Origin of the sequence: Chryseobacterium pennipullorum (assembly GCF_003384725.1) — a bacterium.
Taxonomy (GTDB): Bacteria; Bacteroidota; Bacteroidia; order Flavobacteriales; family Weeksellaceae; genus Chryseobacterium; species Chryseobacterium pennipullorum.
In genome coordinates this window covers 117,616-132,821 of the sequence record NZ_QNVV01000007.1, presented here as the reverse complement: position 1 = coordinate 132,821, position 15,206 = coordinate 117,616, and the positions used below count along the sequence as shown (strand labels likewise).

General features: G+C 39.3%; 11 protein-coding genes. 5 read left to right on the top strand and 6 right to left on the bottom strand.

Translation table 11 applies throughout. The annotated features are described in order from the left end of the window. Nucleotides 1–121: 121 nt before the first annotated feature. From DRF67_RS09840 to proS, 3 genes are all read right to left on the bottom strand, one after another. On the bottom strand, nucleotides 122–1,456 hold the full coding sequence (locus DRF67_RS09840; protein WP_115928130.1) for an Nramp family divalent metal transporter: 1,335 nt from the start codon (nucleotides 1,454–1,456) through the stop codon (nucleotides 122–124). A 114-nt stretch (nucleotides 1,457–1,570) separates the two neighbouring features. Further along, nucleotides 1,571–2,875: an OmpA family protein gene (locus tag DRF67_RS09835; protein WP_115928129.1), complete on the bottom strand. Its 1,305-nt coding sequence runs from the start codon at nucleotides 2,873–2,875 to the stop codon at nucleotides 1,571–1,573. Between the two features lie 118 nt (nucleotides 2,876–2,993). After that, nucleotides 2,994–4,469, bottom strand: coding sequence for a proline--tRNA ligase (proS, locus tag DRF67_RS09830; protein WP_115928128.1), 1,476 nt, complete (start codon nucleotides 4,467–4,469; stop codon nucleotides 2,994–2,996). A gap of 145 nt (nucleotides 4,470–4,614) precedes the next feature. Between proS and DRF67_RS21980 the strand changes: the two genes are divergently transcribed. Next, the gene (locus tag DRF67_RS21980; protein WP_115928127.1) at nucleotides 4,615–5,661 is read left to right on the top strand and encodes a prolyl-tRNA synthetase; all 1,047 of its coding nucleotides are present in this window, start codon (nucleotides 4,615–4,617) and stop codon (nucleotides 5,659–5,661) included. Nucleotides 5,662–5,690: 29 nt separating this feature from the next. After that, entirely contained in the window at nucleotides 5,691–7,094 is a 1,404-nt protein-coding gene (locus DRF67_RS09820; RefSeq protein ID WP_115928126.1) for an OmpP1/FadL family transporter, read from the top strand. 55 nt (nucleotides 7,095–7,149) lie between these two features. On the opposite strand, the gene DRF67_RS09815 is transcribed toward DRF67_RS09820, so the two are convergent. Together DRF67_RS09815 and DRF67_RS09810 are read right to left on the bottom strand one after the other, a co-directional pair. Continuing rightward, nucleotides 7,150–7,869, bottom strand: coding sequence for a ZIP family metal transporter (locus tag DRF67_RS09815; RefSeq protein ID WP_115928202.1), 720 nt, complete (start codon nucleotides 7,867–7,869; stop codon nucleotides 7,150–7,152). A 2-nt stretch (nucleotides 7,870–7,871) separates the two neighbouring features. Continuing rightward, nucleotides 7,872–8,597 (bottom strand): class I SAM-dependent DNA methyltransferase, encoded by a 726-nt coding sequence (locus tag DRF67_RS09810; protein WP_115928125.1) that lies wholly within the window; start codon nucleotides 8,595–8,597, stop codon nucleotides 7,872–7,874. 137 nt (nucleotides 8,598–8,734) lie between these two features. Between DRF67_RS09810 and DRF67_RS09805 the strand changes: the two genes are divergently transcribed. From DRF67_RS09805 to DRF67_RS09790, 3 genes are all read left to right on the top strand, one after another. After that, nucleotides 8,735–9,901 carry a THUMP domain-containing class I SAM-dependent RNA methyltransferase gene (locus tag DRF67_RS09805; RefSeq protein WP_115928124.1) on the top strand — a complete coding sequence of 389 codons (1,167 nt, stop codon included), beginning with the start codon at nucleotides 8,735–8,737 and terminating at the stop codon, nucleotides 9,899–9,901. 702 nt (nucleotides 9,902–10,603) lie between these two features. Further along, nucleotides 10,604–12,034 (top strand): endo-beta-N-acetylglucosaminidase H, encoded by a 1,431-nt coding sequence (locus DRF67_RS09795; protein WP_165851773.1) that lies wholly within the window; start codon nucleotides 10,604–10,606, stop codon nucleotides 12,032–12,034. Between the two features lie 712 nt (nucleotides 12,035–12,746). Then, on the top strand, nucleotides 12,747–13,751 hold the full coding sequence (locus tag DRF67_RS09790) for a glycosyltransferase (RefSeq protein WP_115928121.1): 1,005 nt from the start codon (nucleotides 12,747–12,749) through the stop codon (nucleotides 13,749–13,751). Between the two features lie 154 nt (nucleotides 13,752–13,905). Here the strand turns inward: DRF67_RS09790 and DRF67_RS09785 are convergent, their stop codons facing one another. Next, complete coding sequence (locus DRF67_RS09785; protein WP_115928120.1) at nucleotides 13,906–15,132, bottom strand: aminotransferase class I/II-fold pyridoxal phosphate-dependent enzyme; 1,227 nt, start codon at nucleotides 15,130–15,132, stop codon at nucleotides 13,906–13,908. Between the last annotated feature and the right edge of the window lie 74 nt (nucleotides 15,133–15,206).

The following is a 15,206-nucleotide window of genomic DNA, read 5'->3' as shown; positions in this document are numbered from 1 at the left end:
ATTAAGGCAGAAAAAGTGAAGAGCAGCTTACAATTACAAGTGAAAAGTGAACAATCCGAATGCAAAATGTTTCTAATTTTTAAGAATTTAAAACGGGAAATTTCACTCCCGAACTCTTCCGTTATGCTCCAGCAAATGTCTGATAGAGAAGATACAGGTTTAATACAATGATAACAACCGAAATGATCCACACACAAAGCTTCAGAAAGGGCTTATTGACAAATTCTCCCATTTTAGCTTTGTCATTGGTAAACATAACCAGGGGAACAACGGCAAAACTCAACTGCATAGAAAGGATAACCTGGCTCAAAACCAATAAATCGGTTGTTCCCTGTTCTCCGTAAAGAATAGCCACGATCAAGGCCGGAATTACAGCAATAAGTCTGGTAATAAGTCTTCGCAGCCACGGCTTTAATCTGATGTTGAGAAAGCCTTCCATGACGATTTGTCCGGCAAGAGTTCCCGTAAGTGTAGAATTTTGTCCCGAAGCCAATAAAGCTATAGCAAAGGCAATACTGGCCATTGAAGCTCCTAAAATAGGAGTCAGCATCTTATAAGCATCGTGGATGTCTGCAACATGCTCATTTCCTGTGGTATGAAATGTGGCTGCAGCAAGAATAAGGATGGCCGCATTGATGAAGAAGGCCAGCATCAGTGAAACCGTACTGTCTAAGGTAGCAAACTTTATGGCTTCCTTTTTTCCTTCCCTGTCACGGGTATAATCCCTGGTCTGCACGATACTGCTGTGAAGATAAAGGTTGTGCGGCATTACGGTTGCTCCCAGAATACCAATAGCAATATAAAGCATCGCAGGATTTTGAATAATTTCTTTTTGTGGGACCAGGCCTCCTAATATCTCATTGAAAGCCGGTTTAGAAATAACAATTTCGTAGACAAAGCATGCGAGAATAATGAAAATAAGCCCGCCGACGATACTTTCAATCCATCGGAATCCTTTTGCCTGAAGCAAAAGAATAATCAGAACGTCCACTGTGGTGATAACGATTCCCCAGGTCAGCGGAATATGGAAAAGCAGGTTCAGGGCAATAGCAGAGCCAATTACCTCGGCCAGGTCACAGGCAGCAATAGCGATTTCACAGAACACCCAGAGAATAAAGTTGGTTGTAGGGCTGAAGTGGTCTCTACAAGCCTGAGCCAGATCCCTTTCTGCTACCACCCCAAGCTTCACAGACAGATGCTGGAGGATCATCGCAAAAATATTGGAAATAAGAATAACAGAAAGCAGGGTATACCCAAACTGGGCACCCCCGGCAATATCTGTTGCCCAGTTCCCGGGATCCATATATCCCACAGCCACCATGAGTCCAGGTCCTGCAAATGCAAGATATTTCCTCCAGAATGAAGCTTTTTTAGGAACTTTTATGGATGAATAAACCTCAGGTAATGAATGTAAAGTTTTATCTCGTCGCCAGGCGTCTTTTATATTGAAATTCATAAATGTTAGAAATGACTAACAAATTTAATTAAATAAATGTAAACACAAAAATAAGGGTGCAAAAAATCCCGGAAAATTACTTTCCGGGATTCTATTTTTATTGATTCTAAAGACTTACTTTGCGAATCTGATCGACATTTTTCTGTCAACAGATCTTTCTGCGTCAGAAGCTTGGGCATCTACAGTAGCAAATTTGCTTCCGTATCCTTCAGCTCCAAGCACCTGTGCTCCAACTCCTGCCTTTGCTAAAGCTGCTTTGATATAATCAGCTCTTGCCTGAGACAATTTTACATTAGAAGCTTCATTTCCTGTTTTATCAGTATATCCTCCGATTTTGATTTTAGCATCCGGGAAAGCTTTCAGGATAGCTACCAGGTTATCCAACTGTCCCTGTGAACCTGCTTCAAGCTCATTGGATTTTCCCATTTTGAAATTTACATGATCAAAATCGTACCATTTATCTTTCAATGCCGAATCATCAGCTGCATTTTTATAGCCGTCTGATTTCAGGAAGGTAATCATCTGATCTTCCATTCCACCTTTGTACCCTTTCAGCATAACCCCGTTAAGGTCTATGTCTTCATCAGTTTTAGTTACTGGTGTCGCAGTAGCAGCTGGTGTTGTGGTGGTGGTAGATGAAGTATCTACAGACGTTCCTGTCGAGTCAGTTGTAGCAGTCGTCGTCGTTGTTGTCTGCTTTTTCTCACATTGCTTCCATAAGAAATATCCGGCGGCAATTAACAGTAAAAGCGGAAGCAACCATTTCCAGATTGATCCTCCGCCTTCATTATTGTTTCTGTCAGGATTTGTGCCTACAGGGGTTGTACTTCTTGTAACTTCTACTTTTGGACCTTCGCTGGAAGGCGTATTTATCGCATCATTATCATTGTCAAACTTATATCCTTTTGCCCAGTCCCCTATATTCAGAGAGGCTAAGGAAAGTCCTGCAGGTAATAAAGTGGATACAATGCCTTTCTGATCATTCAATAAACTGGAAATGCCTGAAGCACCTAGATTATTGTCAGCAGCATATTTTCCAACAGTACCTACGGTAGCCCCGGTAACCAGGTTTAGCAATGAACCTGCAGAATTGTTGCTGATTCCTGAAAAACTGGCAATGGAATTAACCAGGCCTCCTACTTTATCTCCAAAAATTGAAGTTAATAATGTTGAAATAACAGGACTTTCAGACGATCCGCCTAATAAATTTCCTAAAATTCCACTAGATGAGGCTTTTGTAATGGCATCCAAGACACCAGGGTTATCTGCGTTATTGGCTAATCCACCTACTACAGCAGGTAATAAACCACCAATTGCTTTAGAAATACCGGATTCACTTTCTCCAAACTGTGATGCAGCCTGTGAAACCAAAGCGGGACCTAATTGTCCTTTAATTAAATCAATGACATTTAAAGACATAATAATAAATTTTTTGGATTAATGTTGTGATAAATTTAAACAAAAATCAGTCCGAATGCCACTTTTTTTTGAATATTTCTTTAAAAAATAGTGATTTTACCTAAAATTGCTAAAATTATTAATACGCTTTTGCGAATAATACACGTCTCTGAGAAGGTTTTCCAGATATCAGAGAAACTCCTTCCTCGATGTCGTCATCCAAAGGAATACATCGGATGGTTGCCTTTGTTTCATCCTTGATCTGTTCCTCTTCTTCTGCAGTTCCATCCCAATGAGCGTAAATAAATCCTCCCTTTTCTTCAAGGACTTTCTTGAACTCTTCATAAGTATCCACTTTCGTGATATTATTTTTTCTGAATTCAAATGCTTTATTATAAATATCCTGCTGAATGGTTTTCAATAAATCCTCAATATAGGAATCCAGGCCGTCAATAGAACGAACCTCTTTGGTAAGATTATCTCTTCTGGCGATCTCAACAGATTTGTTTTCCAGATCTCTTGGCCCCATCGCGATTCTTACCGGCACTCCCTTCAGTTCGTATTCAGCAAACTTCCATCCTGGCTTATTCTGAGTATCGTTATCAAATTTCACAGAAATTCCTTTTGCTCTCAATTTAGCCTGGATATCTAAAGCTACTTTGCTGATCTGCTCCAATTGTTCCTCACCTTTAAAGATCGGTACAATCACAACCTGGATCGGAGCAAGGGTAGGAGGTAATACCAATCCGAAATCATCTGAATGCGTCATAATTAAAGCTCCCATCAAACGGGTTGAAGTTCCCCATGATGTCGCCCACGCATGCTCTATTTTTCCTTCCTTGTTGGTGAATTTTACATCAAATGCTTTTGCAAAATTCTGTCCAAGGAAGTGAGAGGTTCCTGCCTGAAGTGCTTTTCCGTCCTGCATCAATGCTTCAATACAGTAAGTTTCGTCAGCTCCTGCGAATCGTTCAGATGGCGTTTTTACACCCTGAACCACAGGAATAGCCATGAATTTTTCTGCGAAATCAGCATATACTTTATTCATTTTTTCCGCTTCTTCTACGGCTTCATCCTTGGTAGCGTGAGCAGTGTGACCTTCCTGCCACAGAAATTCTGCTGTTCTCAAGAACAAACGTGTTCTCATCTCCCAACGAACCACATTGGCCCACTGGTTGATTAATATTGGTAAGTCTCTGTAAGACTGGATCCAGTTTTTATAAGTATTCCAGATAATTGCTTCTGAGGTAGGTCGAACAATAAGCTCTTCCTCCAGTTTTGCATCCGGATCTACAATCAGTTTTGAAGGGTTATTTGGATCGGCTTTTAGCCTGTAATGGGTAACTACAGCACATTCTTTTGCAAAACCTTCTGCATTCTTTTCCTCAGCCTCAAATAAGCTCTTGGGCACAAAAAGCGGGAAGTATGCATTCACGTGACCTGTTTCCTTGAATCTTTTATCCATTTCATCACGCATTTTTTCCCAGATTGCATAGCCGTATGGTTTGATGACCATACATCCGCGTACGCCTGAGTTTTCAGCTAAATCAGCTTTTACAACCAGCTCATTATACCATTTGCTGTAATCTTCGCTTCTTGAGGTTAATTTTGCCATTATTCTTTTAAAATTTTTTTAACTTTTGGACATTATTGTAATCTAAAAATAAAAATCTATTTTTGATAGATTTTTTAACCAGTAATTTGGTACATTTTTGGTACAGATTGCAAATATAATTTAAATTAAAAATTTTTACGTTATCATGAAAAGAAATATACATAAAAATTTGCTTGGTCTGCTGAAATCCAAAGGGATTCTGGCAATATCAGGCGGATTGTTGTTGATGTCTTGTGGTGCTCAGATGGGAGGGTATAGCGAGACAGACGGGGTGTATTATGACCCCAACAAGGATACGCTGCCCGAAGGAGTTATCATCAATGGTGGCGGAAACAGAGTAGGAGAATATTACGACTACTACCAGGATTCCAATGTGATTCAGAATGCACAGGCGAATTCAAGAGAACAGCAAAACAGATATAACGAATGGAGTGGTACGAATACCGACTGGAGTTCCAACGCAACAGACTCCGATTGGGGCTTGTATGCAGGATCCCAGACCAACTATTACGATAACTCGTGGGGTTGGGGATCTCCCTGGGGCTGGGGCGGCTATAACCCATATTGGGGTTGGAACCGTGGCTGGGGCGGCTCTTTTGGATGGGGTAACCCTTACTGGGGCGGTTATTCTCCTTATTGGGGAGGATATTATGATCCGTTCTGGGGTGGCGGTTACGGCTATCCATACTGGGGTGGCGGTTATTATAACAGACCGGTTGTCTACAACAGAAGAAGTACCAATGGAGGAAGAGGATTTGTTGGAAGCCCAGGGATAGGTAGTGCCATCTACAGAACAAATACAGCGAATACAGCCAATTCCGGATCAGGATTTAGAAACAGCAATAGTGGCGGTTTCAGAGAAGGTAACTCTGGCGGTTTCAGACAAGGAAACTCCGGTGGGTTCAGACAAGGAAATTCAGGTGGTTTCAGACAGGGGAACTCAGGAGGTTTCAGACAACAGGGAAATTCCGGAGGTTTCAGAAACTCAGTTCCACAGTCCAGACCGAATTATGAATACCAGCAGCCAAGAAATAGTAATAGTGGCGGTTTCAGATCCAATGATTCCGGCGGATTCAGATCAAACAGCTCAAGCGGCGGCTTCAGATCCGGTGGTGGTTTCAATTCCGGCGGCGGTGGCTTCAGAGGCGGTTCGTCAGGTGGCGGAGGTACGAGATCCGGTGGCTTCAGATAATATCAATTCTATAAACTATTAAATAAATAATGTTAAAAAAATCTTTAGTATTAATGGGAATTTCTGCTGCATTTTTTGCACAGGCTCAGGATATTTCTGTCATCAGAAATACAGCAGAAGTTTACTCAGGTAATCCTATTGTGGGTTCAGCTAAGTTTAATGCCATGGCTGGTGCCAACGGTGCATTAGGTGGTGACGCCAACTCTCTGCTTACCAACCCTGCGGGTTTAGGAGTAGCTATTTCGGGAGAGGTTTCAGGGACTTTATCGATTACAGGTAATAAAAACAGCAGCTCGAGAGCTGGTGCAACGATCACAAACACGCAAACGGGAGGTGACCTGGGAAATGCCGGTGGTATCATTGCGTTTCCTTTGATGACTGAGAGTGCGTGGAAGTTTATCAACATCGGGGTGAACTTTTCCAACCAGTCTTTAGACAATGTGGTAGAATCTCCCGGTAACGCCAACCTTATTGCCGGATTGCCGGATGGGCAGGCTTCACTTGCGGGACACGGTTATTCAAGATATGGAAACCTTTCTAAAATGAGTTTTGGGGTGGGGGCCAACTACAACCATAGTGTATATATTGGTGCCGGATTGAATTTTTTCAATTCTTCCATCAACCAAGGGGACAGACTGGCATTCCAAATGCTGAACAATAATTACATTGATTTTTTTGATAAGCAGGATTCTCCTTATTATGAAAGATCATCCGGATTTTCTGCTTCATTAGGGGTAATCGGTAAGCTGAGTCCGAACTTCAGAGTGGGTGCGTCGATTGAAACGCCTACTTTCTGGAACATAGACAGGGATTACAGCTTCTATAACGACCCTGATTACGGAAATGGAACAGGCATAGAGTCTAGGAAATTTAATTCTCCTCTTAAAGCAACCGTAAGTGCTGCTTTTGTAGCCAATAAAAACTTCTCATTAAACGTAGATTATACCCTTGGACTTACCAAGCCTGATTATAAAGTAAATACTACCCTGGAAAGAGAACTGAATGATTTCTTCAAAGAAAATTATAAGAATCAGTCTGAGGTAAGAGTGGGAGCGGAATACAGAGTACAGCAGTTTAGAGTAAGAGGAGGATATTCTTATCTTTCTAATCCATTGGACGCTCTTACAATTACCCGGTTTGATGACGGGGCGAGTGTAGGAAACCAATCCTACAACAACCTGATCCTTAGCGATAGAAACCTTGTTTCATTCGGTGTAGGATATGATTTCAAATCATTCTTTATCGATGCTTCTTATCAGAATGTAAGTTCCAAATACAGCAATCCTTATATGAGAGGAATGATTGGAGATTACTTTGATTCGGCTTATTATTCAACACAGTCTAATTCCATCTTTGAAAATGATGCCTATGCTGTGAGCAATGTGAAAAACAGTATCAACAATTTCTTTATTACTGTCGGATGGAAGTTCTAGTCTTCGCGATGGTATGATATATATAAAAAGCTCCGTTTTCCGGAGCTTTTTTCTTTTAGTGAGTATGGGCAGGATGCTGATGGAAGAGATGCATGAGTAATGCCAAGGAAACTCCCAGGACAACAAGCCCTATTTTTAACCAATCTATATTATGATTTTTATTGCTTTCAAAAATAATAACGGAGGAGATGTGAAGGAATATTCCTCCAACAATCGCAAGGAAATAAGGCTGAAGATCTGGGTTGAAATAATTCCCCAATAACATACCCATTGGTGAAGCAAGAGCAAAAAGAGCTACAATGAGTAAAGAAGGATACGATGAACTTTTAGATTCTCCTTTTCTGTTGAAGAGGAAAGCCCCCAGAATAAAGGAAATGGGAAGATTGTGGAATACAATTCCCAGCAGATAGGGAGAAAGTTCATGTTTTTCATTAGCCAGGGGAATCCCTTCGATAAAAGCATGAATAAACAATCCCACCATGAGTGCTACGGGAAGAATATTATGCTCACTATGGTGATGAAAATGACCATGCTCAAATCCTTTGGTAAGAGCCTCCAGAATCATCTGCAGAAGTACACCGGCAATTACAAATATCCCAAGGCTATTGCTTTCCGCTGAAGTGTACACCTGCGGGAAAACCTCATTCAGACAGATGGTAATCAGAAATCCGGCACTGAGGATCAGCAGATTTTTAGCCAGTTTTTCTTTTTTACCAAAGTGCTTTCCCAGAAATACCCCTGTGATCACACTTAAAATCAGTAAAAGTACTGTTATCATTATTTTTTCTTAAATAAATTGATACAACGAGGGGAGGTTTCCTTGTCAAATTCATTCAGCTGATAATCACCCCATATTTTCATTCTTTCAAAACCACAGTCTGAAGCGTAGGTATGGATGGCTTCCAAGGTATGAAGTTTTACTTTTTCATAAAAATGAAAAGGCTTACCATCGGCTTCAAAACGGATATCTTTGATCACATGTCTTCCTTCGATTTTTTTGAAGATCTTAAAATCAATACCACCGCGGGTAATTGTGGTCTCAGGCACCAATGTTTTTCTGACAAATTCCTCATTGAGATAATCCAATACAAAATAACCACCCGGTTTCAGGATGTTGTATACGGATTGAAAAACTTTTTTATCATCGTTCTCATTATCAAAATATCCGAAGCTTGTGAACAAATTAAATACGGCATCCATAGGGTCCGCGTCAATCGGATTTCTCATGTCATGAACCTCAAAAAGCAGAGTCTGATTTTCAAACTGCTGATTAGACTCGATACTTTTTCTCGATAGATCCAATCCTAACACATCATATCCCAATTTGTTGAGAAAAACTGAATGTCTTCCCTTTCCACAGGCAAGATCTATGATTTTTGACTGAGGCGGAAGCTGAAGGTCCGCAGTAAGCTTTGTAATGAAGCTTTCAGCTTCTGTATAGTCTCTGTTGCTATAAAGTAAATGATAATAAGGGGTATCAAACCAAGATTCAAACCATTCCATAATGCAAAAATAACTAAATTTGTGCGGTTAAAAGCAAAGTATTTTACAACATTAAAAGATTGAAAGCTTCAATTGAATGATGCATTGGATGGCTAATCTTTTAATTACTAAAACGTTAAAACTTTTAAATCTTACTTATGAATACAGAAAATATAGAAATACAGATAAAAACATTCTTCGGACTGGAGCATATTCTGGCGGAAGAAATCAAAAAATTAGGGGGAAGGAAAGTCGAGATCAAAAACAGAGCGGTAAACTGCGAAGGGGATCTTGGTTTTCTGTATAAGATCAATTATTCGGCGAGGACAGCATTAAAGATCCTTGTCCCTATCCATCAGTTCAAAGCTTTTAATCAGCACCAGTTTTATGATAGACTGTTCAAATTTGAATGGGACGAGTATATGGATGTTGAGCAGTCTTTTTCCATTGATGCCACGGTAAATTCTGAAACATTTAAACATTCACAGTTTGTTACTTTAAAGATGAAGGATGCTATTGTGGATTATTTTCAGGAAAAGTATAAGAGAAGACCCAATGTAGAAACGAGAAATCCGGACATTAAATTCCATCTTCATATTGACAGGGAGCTGGTGATGATTTCTCTGGACTCTTCAGGAGATCCTTTGTTTAAGAGAGGCTATAGAAAAGAGCAGGGTCAGGCTCCTATTAATGAGGTTTTGGCTAGTGGTATGCTTCAGTTGGCAGGCTGGGACGGAAAAGGAAACTTCCTGGATCCGATGTGTGGTTCGGGAACTCTTCTGATCGAAGCGGCAATGATAGCCCTGGATCTTCCGGCACAAATCTTCAGAAGAGGATTTGCTTTCCAGAACTGGAAAAATTATGATGCGGATCTGTTTACAACGATCAAAGAGTTCAGAATCAACAGAGTCAAGCAATTTGACGGAAAGATTGTTGGCTATGACATTGATGCAAGAATGTTGAACGCTGCAAGGGTAAACATTGAGGCTGCAGAAATGGAAGACGTCATTGAAGTCAGAAAAGAAAATTTCTTTGATTCTAAAAAAGAGCTTTTCCCTTTACTGATGGTCTTTAATCCGCCGTATGATGAAAGGATCTCTATCAACGACGATGATTTCTACAAAAAGATTGGAGATACTTTTAAAACAAATTATCCGAACACGCTGGCATGGTTGATTTCATCTGATCTGGAAGCTGTGAAGAAAATAGGATTGCGTCCTTCAAGAAAAATCAAGCTTTTCAACGGAAAGCTGGAAACAAGGTTCCTTCAGTATGAGATGTATGAAGGAACGAAGAAAGTACATAAATTAGAAGATAAATCCTAAACCATAAACTAGTAGGGTTCGCTATGTCCTGGGATTTTCTTGGTATTTTTGAAGTAATTTCTGATGCAATGAATTTATTGAGTTCAGGCTCCTCTCTGCCGGGAAATGAAAGCCTGAACCATAATGAGATTCACCAGAAAAAACGATCACAAAAATCAAAATACTTTACAGCGAAGGTCAGCGCAGGAAGTACTCTTGTGTCTGGTATTCTTTGCTTCATTGTTTTTAGAGATCCATTACCGGAAGAACATTATATGCAAACTCTAATTGTAATTTCATTAATAGGAATTGCGATTTCGTTTATATTGTTTTTTGTCTTATACATTTTGAAATGTTTTTATTTTAAAAACCTTTTTAAGCTGCTGATTTTTAGTGTTTCAACAATTGTAATGGTCATTTCGATTGTTTTATTTATCTATTTTAGGTCCGGCCTATTTATGTAAATCAATTTATCTTAATAAATTTAAAGGAGGTCGTATTTATTGCGATCTCTTTTACTTTGATTTCTCACTCCGGTGGCTTGTATAAGTGTATAACGGGTTGAGTTAATTCGTAATGAATTCTTATTTTGTAGTGGTATTATATATTTTAAGCTGTTATTTTTTAATGATCTGATAAAATAGTATAGGGTTTTGATGATTTATTATTAATTGCGTAGAGTGTGTTATTCTATATTTGAAAAACAATTAAATGACAACTATTATGAAAAAAATTAACTTAATATCATTACTTATCTTATGTATTAGTATGCTCACTATTGTTTCGTGTAATTCCGATAATTTAGATGAAGCGGTAACCATTCAAGATCAGTCTGTCCCTTCTAAAGGTAATCTTGCCTCTAAGGTAGCTGCTTTTGGGAAGAATCCTCTTTCTGTAATGTATGTTGAAGTAAACAACAATGACATCAGAGAGGTAGGGAAGTATACGTTAGCTGATGGAAGACCGCTTTTTGATGTCGCTATTATTTTTGCAGCCAACATCAATTATAATACTTCAACGCAGAAGGCCTATTTGCATTTTAATAATCAGGTGACAAATGTATTGACCAATAAAGATGTTTACATAAAGCCTTTACAGGATAAAGGGATCAAAGTTATGTTATCTATCCTGGGAAATCATCAGGGAGCCGGGTTTGCTAACTTTCCCAACCAGGCCGCTGCTCAGGCTTTTGCTCAGGAGTTGGCCAATGCGGTGAATACCTATGGTTTGGATGGTATCGATTTTGACGATGAATATGCCCAGTATGGCGCTAATGGGACCGGCCAGCCTAATCAGTTTTCATTTGTTTATCTGGTGACTGCACTCAGAGAATTACTCCCAAATAAGATCATTTCACTTTATAATTATGGTCCTTCTGCAAGTAATCTTTCCTATAATGGGGTCACAGTAGGTTCCAAAGTTGATTTTGTGTGGAATCCTTATTACAGTACCTATTCCGCACCTAATATACCCGGTCTGGATAATGCGCACAAAGGTGCGGCGGCAATTAATGTACGTCCTGGTACAGGCACGTATACAAGTACTTCTACATTAACAAATTTTGCACAGAGAACCAAGGATGACGGGTATGGTGTTTTTTTATATTATGATCTGGGAGCGACCAACATCGCATCCTATTTTTCGAATGCTACCAATATATTGTATGGGCAAAGTACTGTATATGGTGATGGAACAACAACACCTACAACAGGAATTATATCCGGAGCAACTTATCAATTGGTTTCTGCAACTAACGGCACAAGTCTATTGGATGTTTCTAATTCAGGAACAGCTGATGGGACGAAAGTGCAGCTTTGGAGCTCCAATAACAGCAATGCTCAAAAGTGGAAAGTTACCGACGTTGGGGGCGGATACTATAAATTACAACCGCTGAATGGTCCCACAAAATCTCTGGATGTGTCCAATTCAGGTACTGCCAATGGAACACAGGTGCAGATATATACAGATAACGGAACCAATGCCCAGAAATGGAAAATAACATCAGCAGGGAGCGGGTATTATAATGTAAGCCCTGCTCATGCGGCTACTTCTAACCTTGATGTGAATGGAGGAGCTACCACTGATGGATCAAAAATTCAGATATGGTCAGCTAATACCGGTAATGCTCAAAAATGGAAATTTGTAAAACTATAATTTGACAACACTCATATTTAATAAACATAGCAGGCAATTAAAAGAAACAGAATAGGAAATGTTTGGATAAAAACCTGCAAAAACGCACGTAAATTTCATATAAGAAGCCGTCTTAACAAGTTGTGAGACGGCTTTTTTTGTCCAATCAATGCTCGATGATTTCCATATAGGTGTTGTCCGTGAAAATCATGATAAAACAGTGATGCCTGGATTGTGCTGGTGTTAATGGATCAGGCGCGAAAATTTGGGGCTTAACAGAAAGTTGAGTAATATGAATAGAAAAAGTAATATTTTTCTACAGATGTTTAAGTATATTTTTCAGAGTTTTTTTCTAATCAGCTTTCAACCCAATAAGAACTGTGAAAAATAGTTGTAAGTATTCTTTACTCGACCTAGGAATCAGGAGCGTTAAAAAAATTGATCTTGAATCCGTTAAAAAATTTCCAGTGTCTGAGCATGGCCGCCCTATTGAGTCAAATAACAAATGTAGAATCCATGCGAGTTTGGAAATTTTAGGAGGCAAGATCAATTTTTAGCGGATGATTCCAGTCTTGAATTTTTGTATACTTTTGCTTCAAGGCAAAAGTATAAATAGAAAAATACTCAGTTTCTCCCCACAACTTTTGTACTTGATCCGTGTTAATTTCGGCGAATACCTGTTAAACTGTTTGTAAATTCCTTTATGAATGGTTAATTTTGAAAAATTTTCAATTTGAAGCCTAGTATTTCCATTGTCGTTGCTATTTACAACCGAAAAGATGAACTTTTCGAGTTGCTCAGCTCACTTACCCAGCAGACTGATAAGGTATTTGAGATTATTATTGTTGATGATGGTTCTATCATTGACCTCAAGCCTATCATCAGGAATTTTGAGGATATTCTGGATATAAAATATTTCAGGAAAGATAATTCCGGACCAGGGCTTACCAGAAATTATGGAGCTGCCAGGGCAGAAAATGAATGGCTGGTATTTGTAGACAGTGACGTGATTGTAGAAAAGGATTATATTGAAAATATTAAAAATGATATTCAGGTCATCCCTTGTGATGCTTTTGGAGGTGCTGATAAGGCCCATAAAGGTTTTAATCTGATGCAAAAAGCGATCTCGTATTCGATGACCTCTGTTTTTACTACCGGAGGAATCCGAGGAAATAAAAAAGCGGTTTCCAAATTCCAGCCCAGAAGTTTTAATATGGGGGTTAAGAAGTCTGTTTTTGAAAAAGTGGGTGGATTTTCTGAAATGAGAATAGGTGAGGATCCGGATTTATCGATGACACTATGGGAGAACGGCTTTACAACAGCCTTTTTCGATGATATAGCCGTGTATCATAAGCGGAGGGTAGACTTTGGGAAATTTTCCAAGCAGGTCTATCAGTTTGGCTGTGCAAGGCCCATCCTGAATCAGAGACATCCGAATTATGTGAAGATTTCATTTGCTTTTCCCACTCTGTTTATGCTGGGATATATGATGGGCTTCCTGGAATATTTTATTCTTGGAAGAGGAATTATCCTTGCCTTTTATGGTTTATATACTTTCCTGGTACTCTTCCATGCCCTGTTTGTGACTAAGAATATAAGCATTGCAGGAATGGCAGTTATTTCTACCTATATTCAAATGTTTTCTTACGGATACGGGTTTTTAAAATCCTGGATTCTTCTGAATGTTTGTAGAATGAAACCGGAAGATGCTTTTCCCCATCATTACTATAAAAAATAATCAACATGTTCTTTGGAGGCTAATTTGTTGAACGGGATCCATGGAGTGTTTTCAGAAAGTAAATTAGCAAACGCCTTCAAATATGGATATGGTTTGAATTCAAATATAAAAGAAGGCTGCCCAAACGGGCAGCCTTCTTTTTGAACAATAAAATTTAGGATATGTAGATGTTTTCATGGTTAAGAATACCTGCTTTCAGCATGCATTCTTTCATCTTTTGATAAGTTCTTTCGATATCATGGTCCAGACCGATGGAGAATCTGATCAGCCCATCAGAGATTCCTATAGAGGCCCGCTCTTCTTCCGGAATTTCAGATGATGTGGATTTTCCTGAACATGAGAATAGGGTTTTATAAAATCCCAGACTTACTGCCAGGTATCCAAGGTTTTCTGTCTGCATCATTTCCATCAGCTCATTTGCTTTTTCAGTGGTTCCTGCATCTAATGTCAATAGTCCGCCGAAGCCGTATTCTTCGTGAATCATGCTTTTCATCAGTTCATGATTTTTATGAGAAGGAAGTCCCGGATAAGATATTTTCAGGCCGTCTGCTTCAAATCTTTCAGCAAGATACATCGCGTTGTAGCTGTGCTGTTTTATTCTGATGTGTAATGTTCTCAGGTTTTTTAAAATGCTAGACGCTCTTAAGCTGTCCATGGTAGGGCCAAGAAGCATACAGGCTCCTGAGTTCACATTTTTTGTATCGTTAATAAAATCCTGGGTCCCGCAATACACACCACCTACGGTATCGCTGCTTCCGTTGATGAATTTTGTTAAGCTGTGGATGACTACATCCGCTCCGAAAGAGATGGGGGAAATTGAAAGAGGAGAAAATGTATTGTCAACAATCAGTTTCAGATTGTGCTTTTTACAGATTTCAGAAAGTTTTCGAAGGTCGGCCACTTCAAGAAGCGGATTGCTTACACTTTCACAGTAAATAACTTTTGTATTGGGAGTGATGGCATTTTCTAAAACACCAAAATTATTAATATCAACAAATGTCGTAGCGACATTGAACTGGGGAAGAAAGTTTTTAAGAAAAGCATAGGTTCCACCGTAGATAGTCCGGCTTGAGATGATATGGTCTCCGCTTTTGCATACCTGCATCAGTACTGAAGTAATCGCTCCCATTCCGGAGGCTGTAACATTGGCAGATTCTGTATTCTCCAGCTTGGCAAGTGCCTGTGCCAGATAAAGGTTCATAGGCGAAGAGTGCCTTGAATATAAATAACATCCTTCTGCATTTCCTTCAAAAGTATCAAACATGGTCTTCGCAGACAGGAACGTATAGGTAGAACTGTCAGAAATGGAAGGATTTACTCCTCCGAATTCACCAAAATACTGGAGATCCTGGATCTCATTGGCAGCGTTAAAGTTTTCCATAAGCCTTGTTTTATTTTATCGGCCTAATTTGCGTTATTTTCCTAATAATTACAATGTAAAATTGCATTTATAGA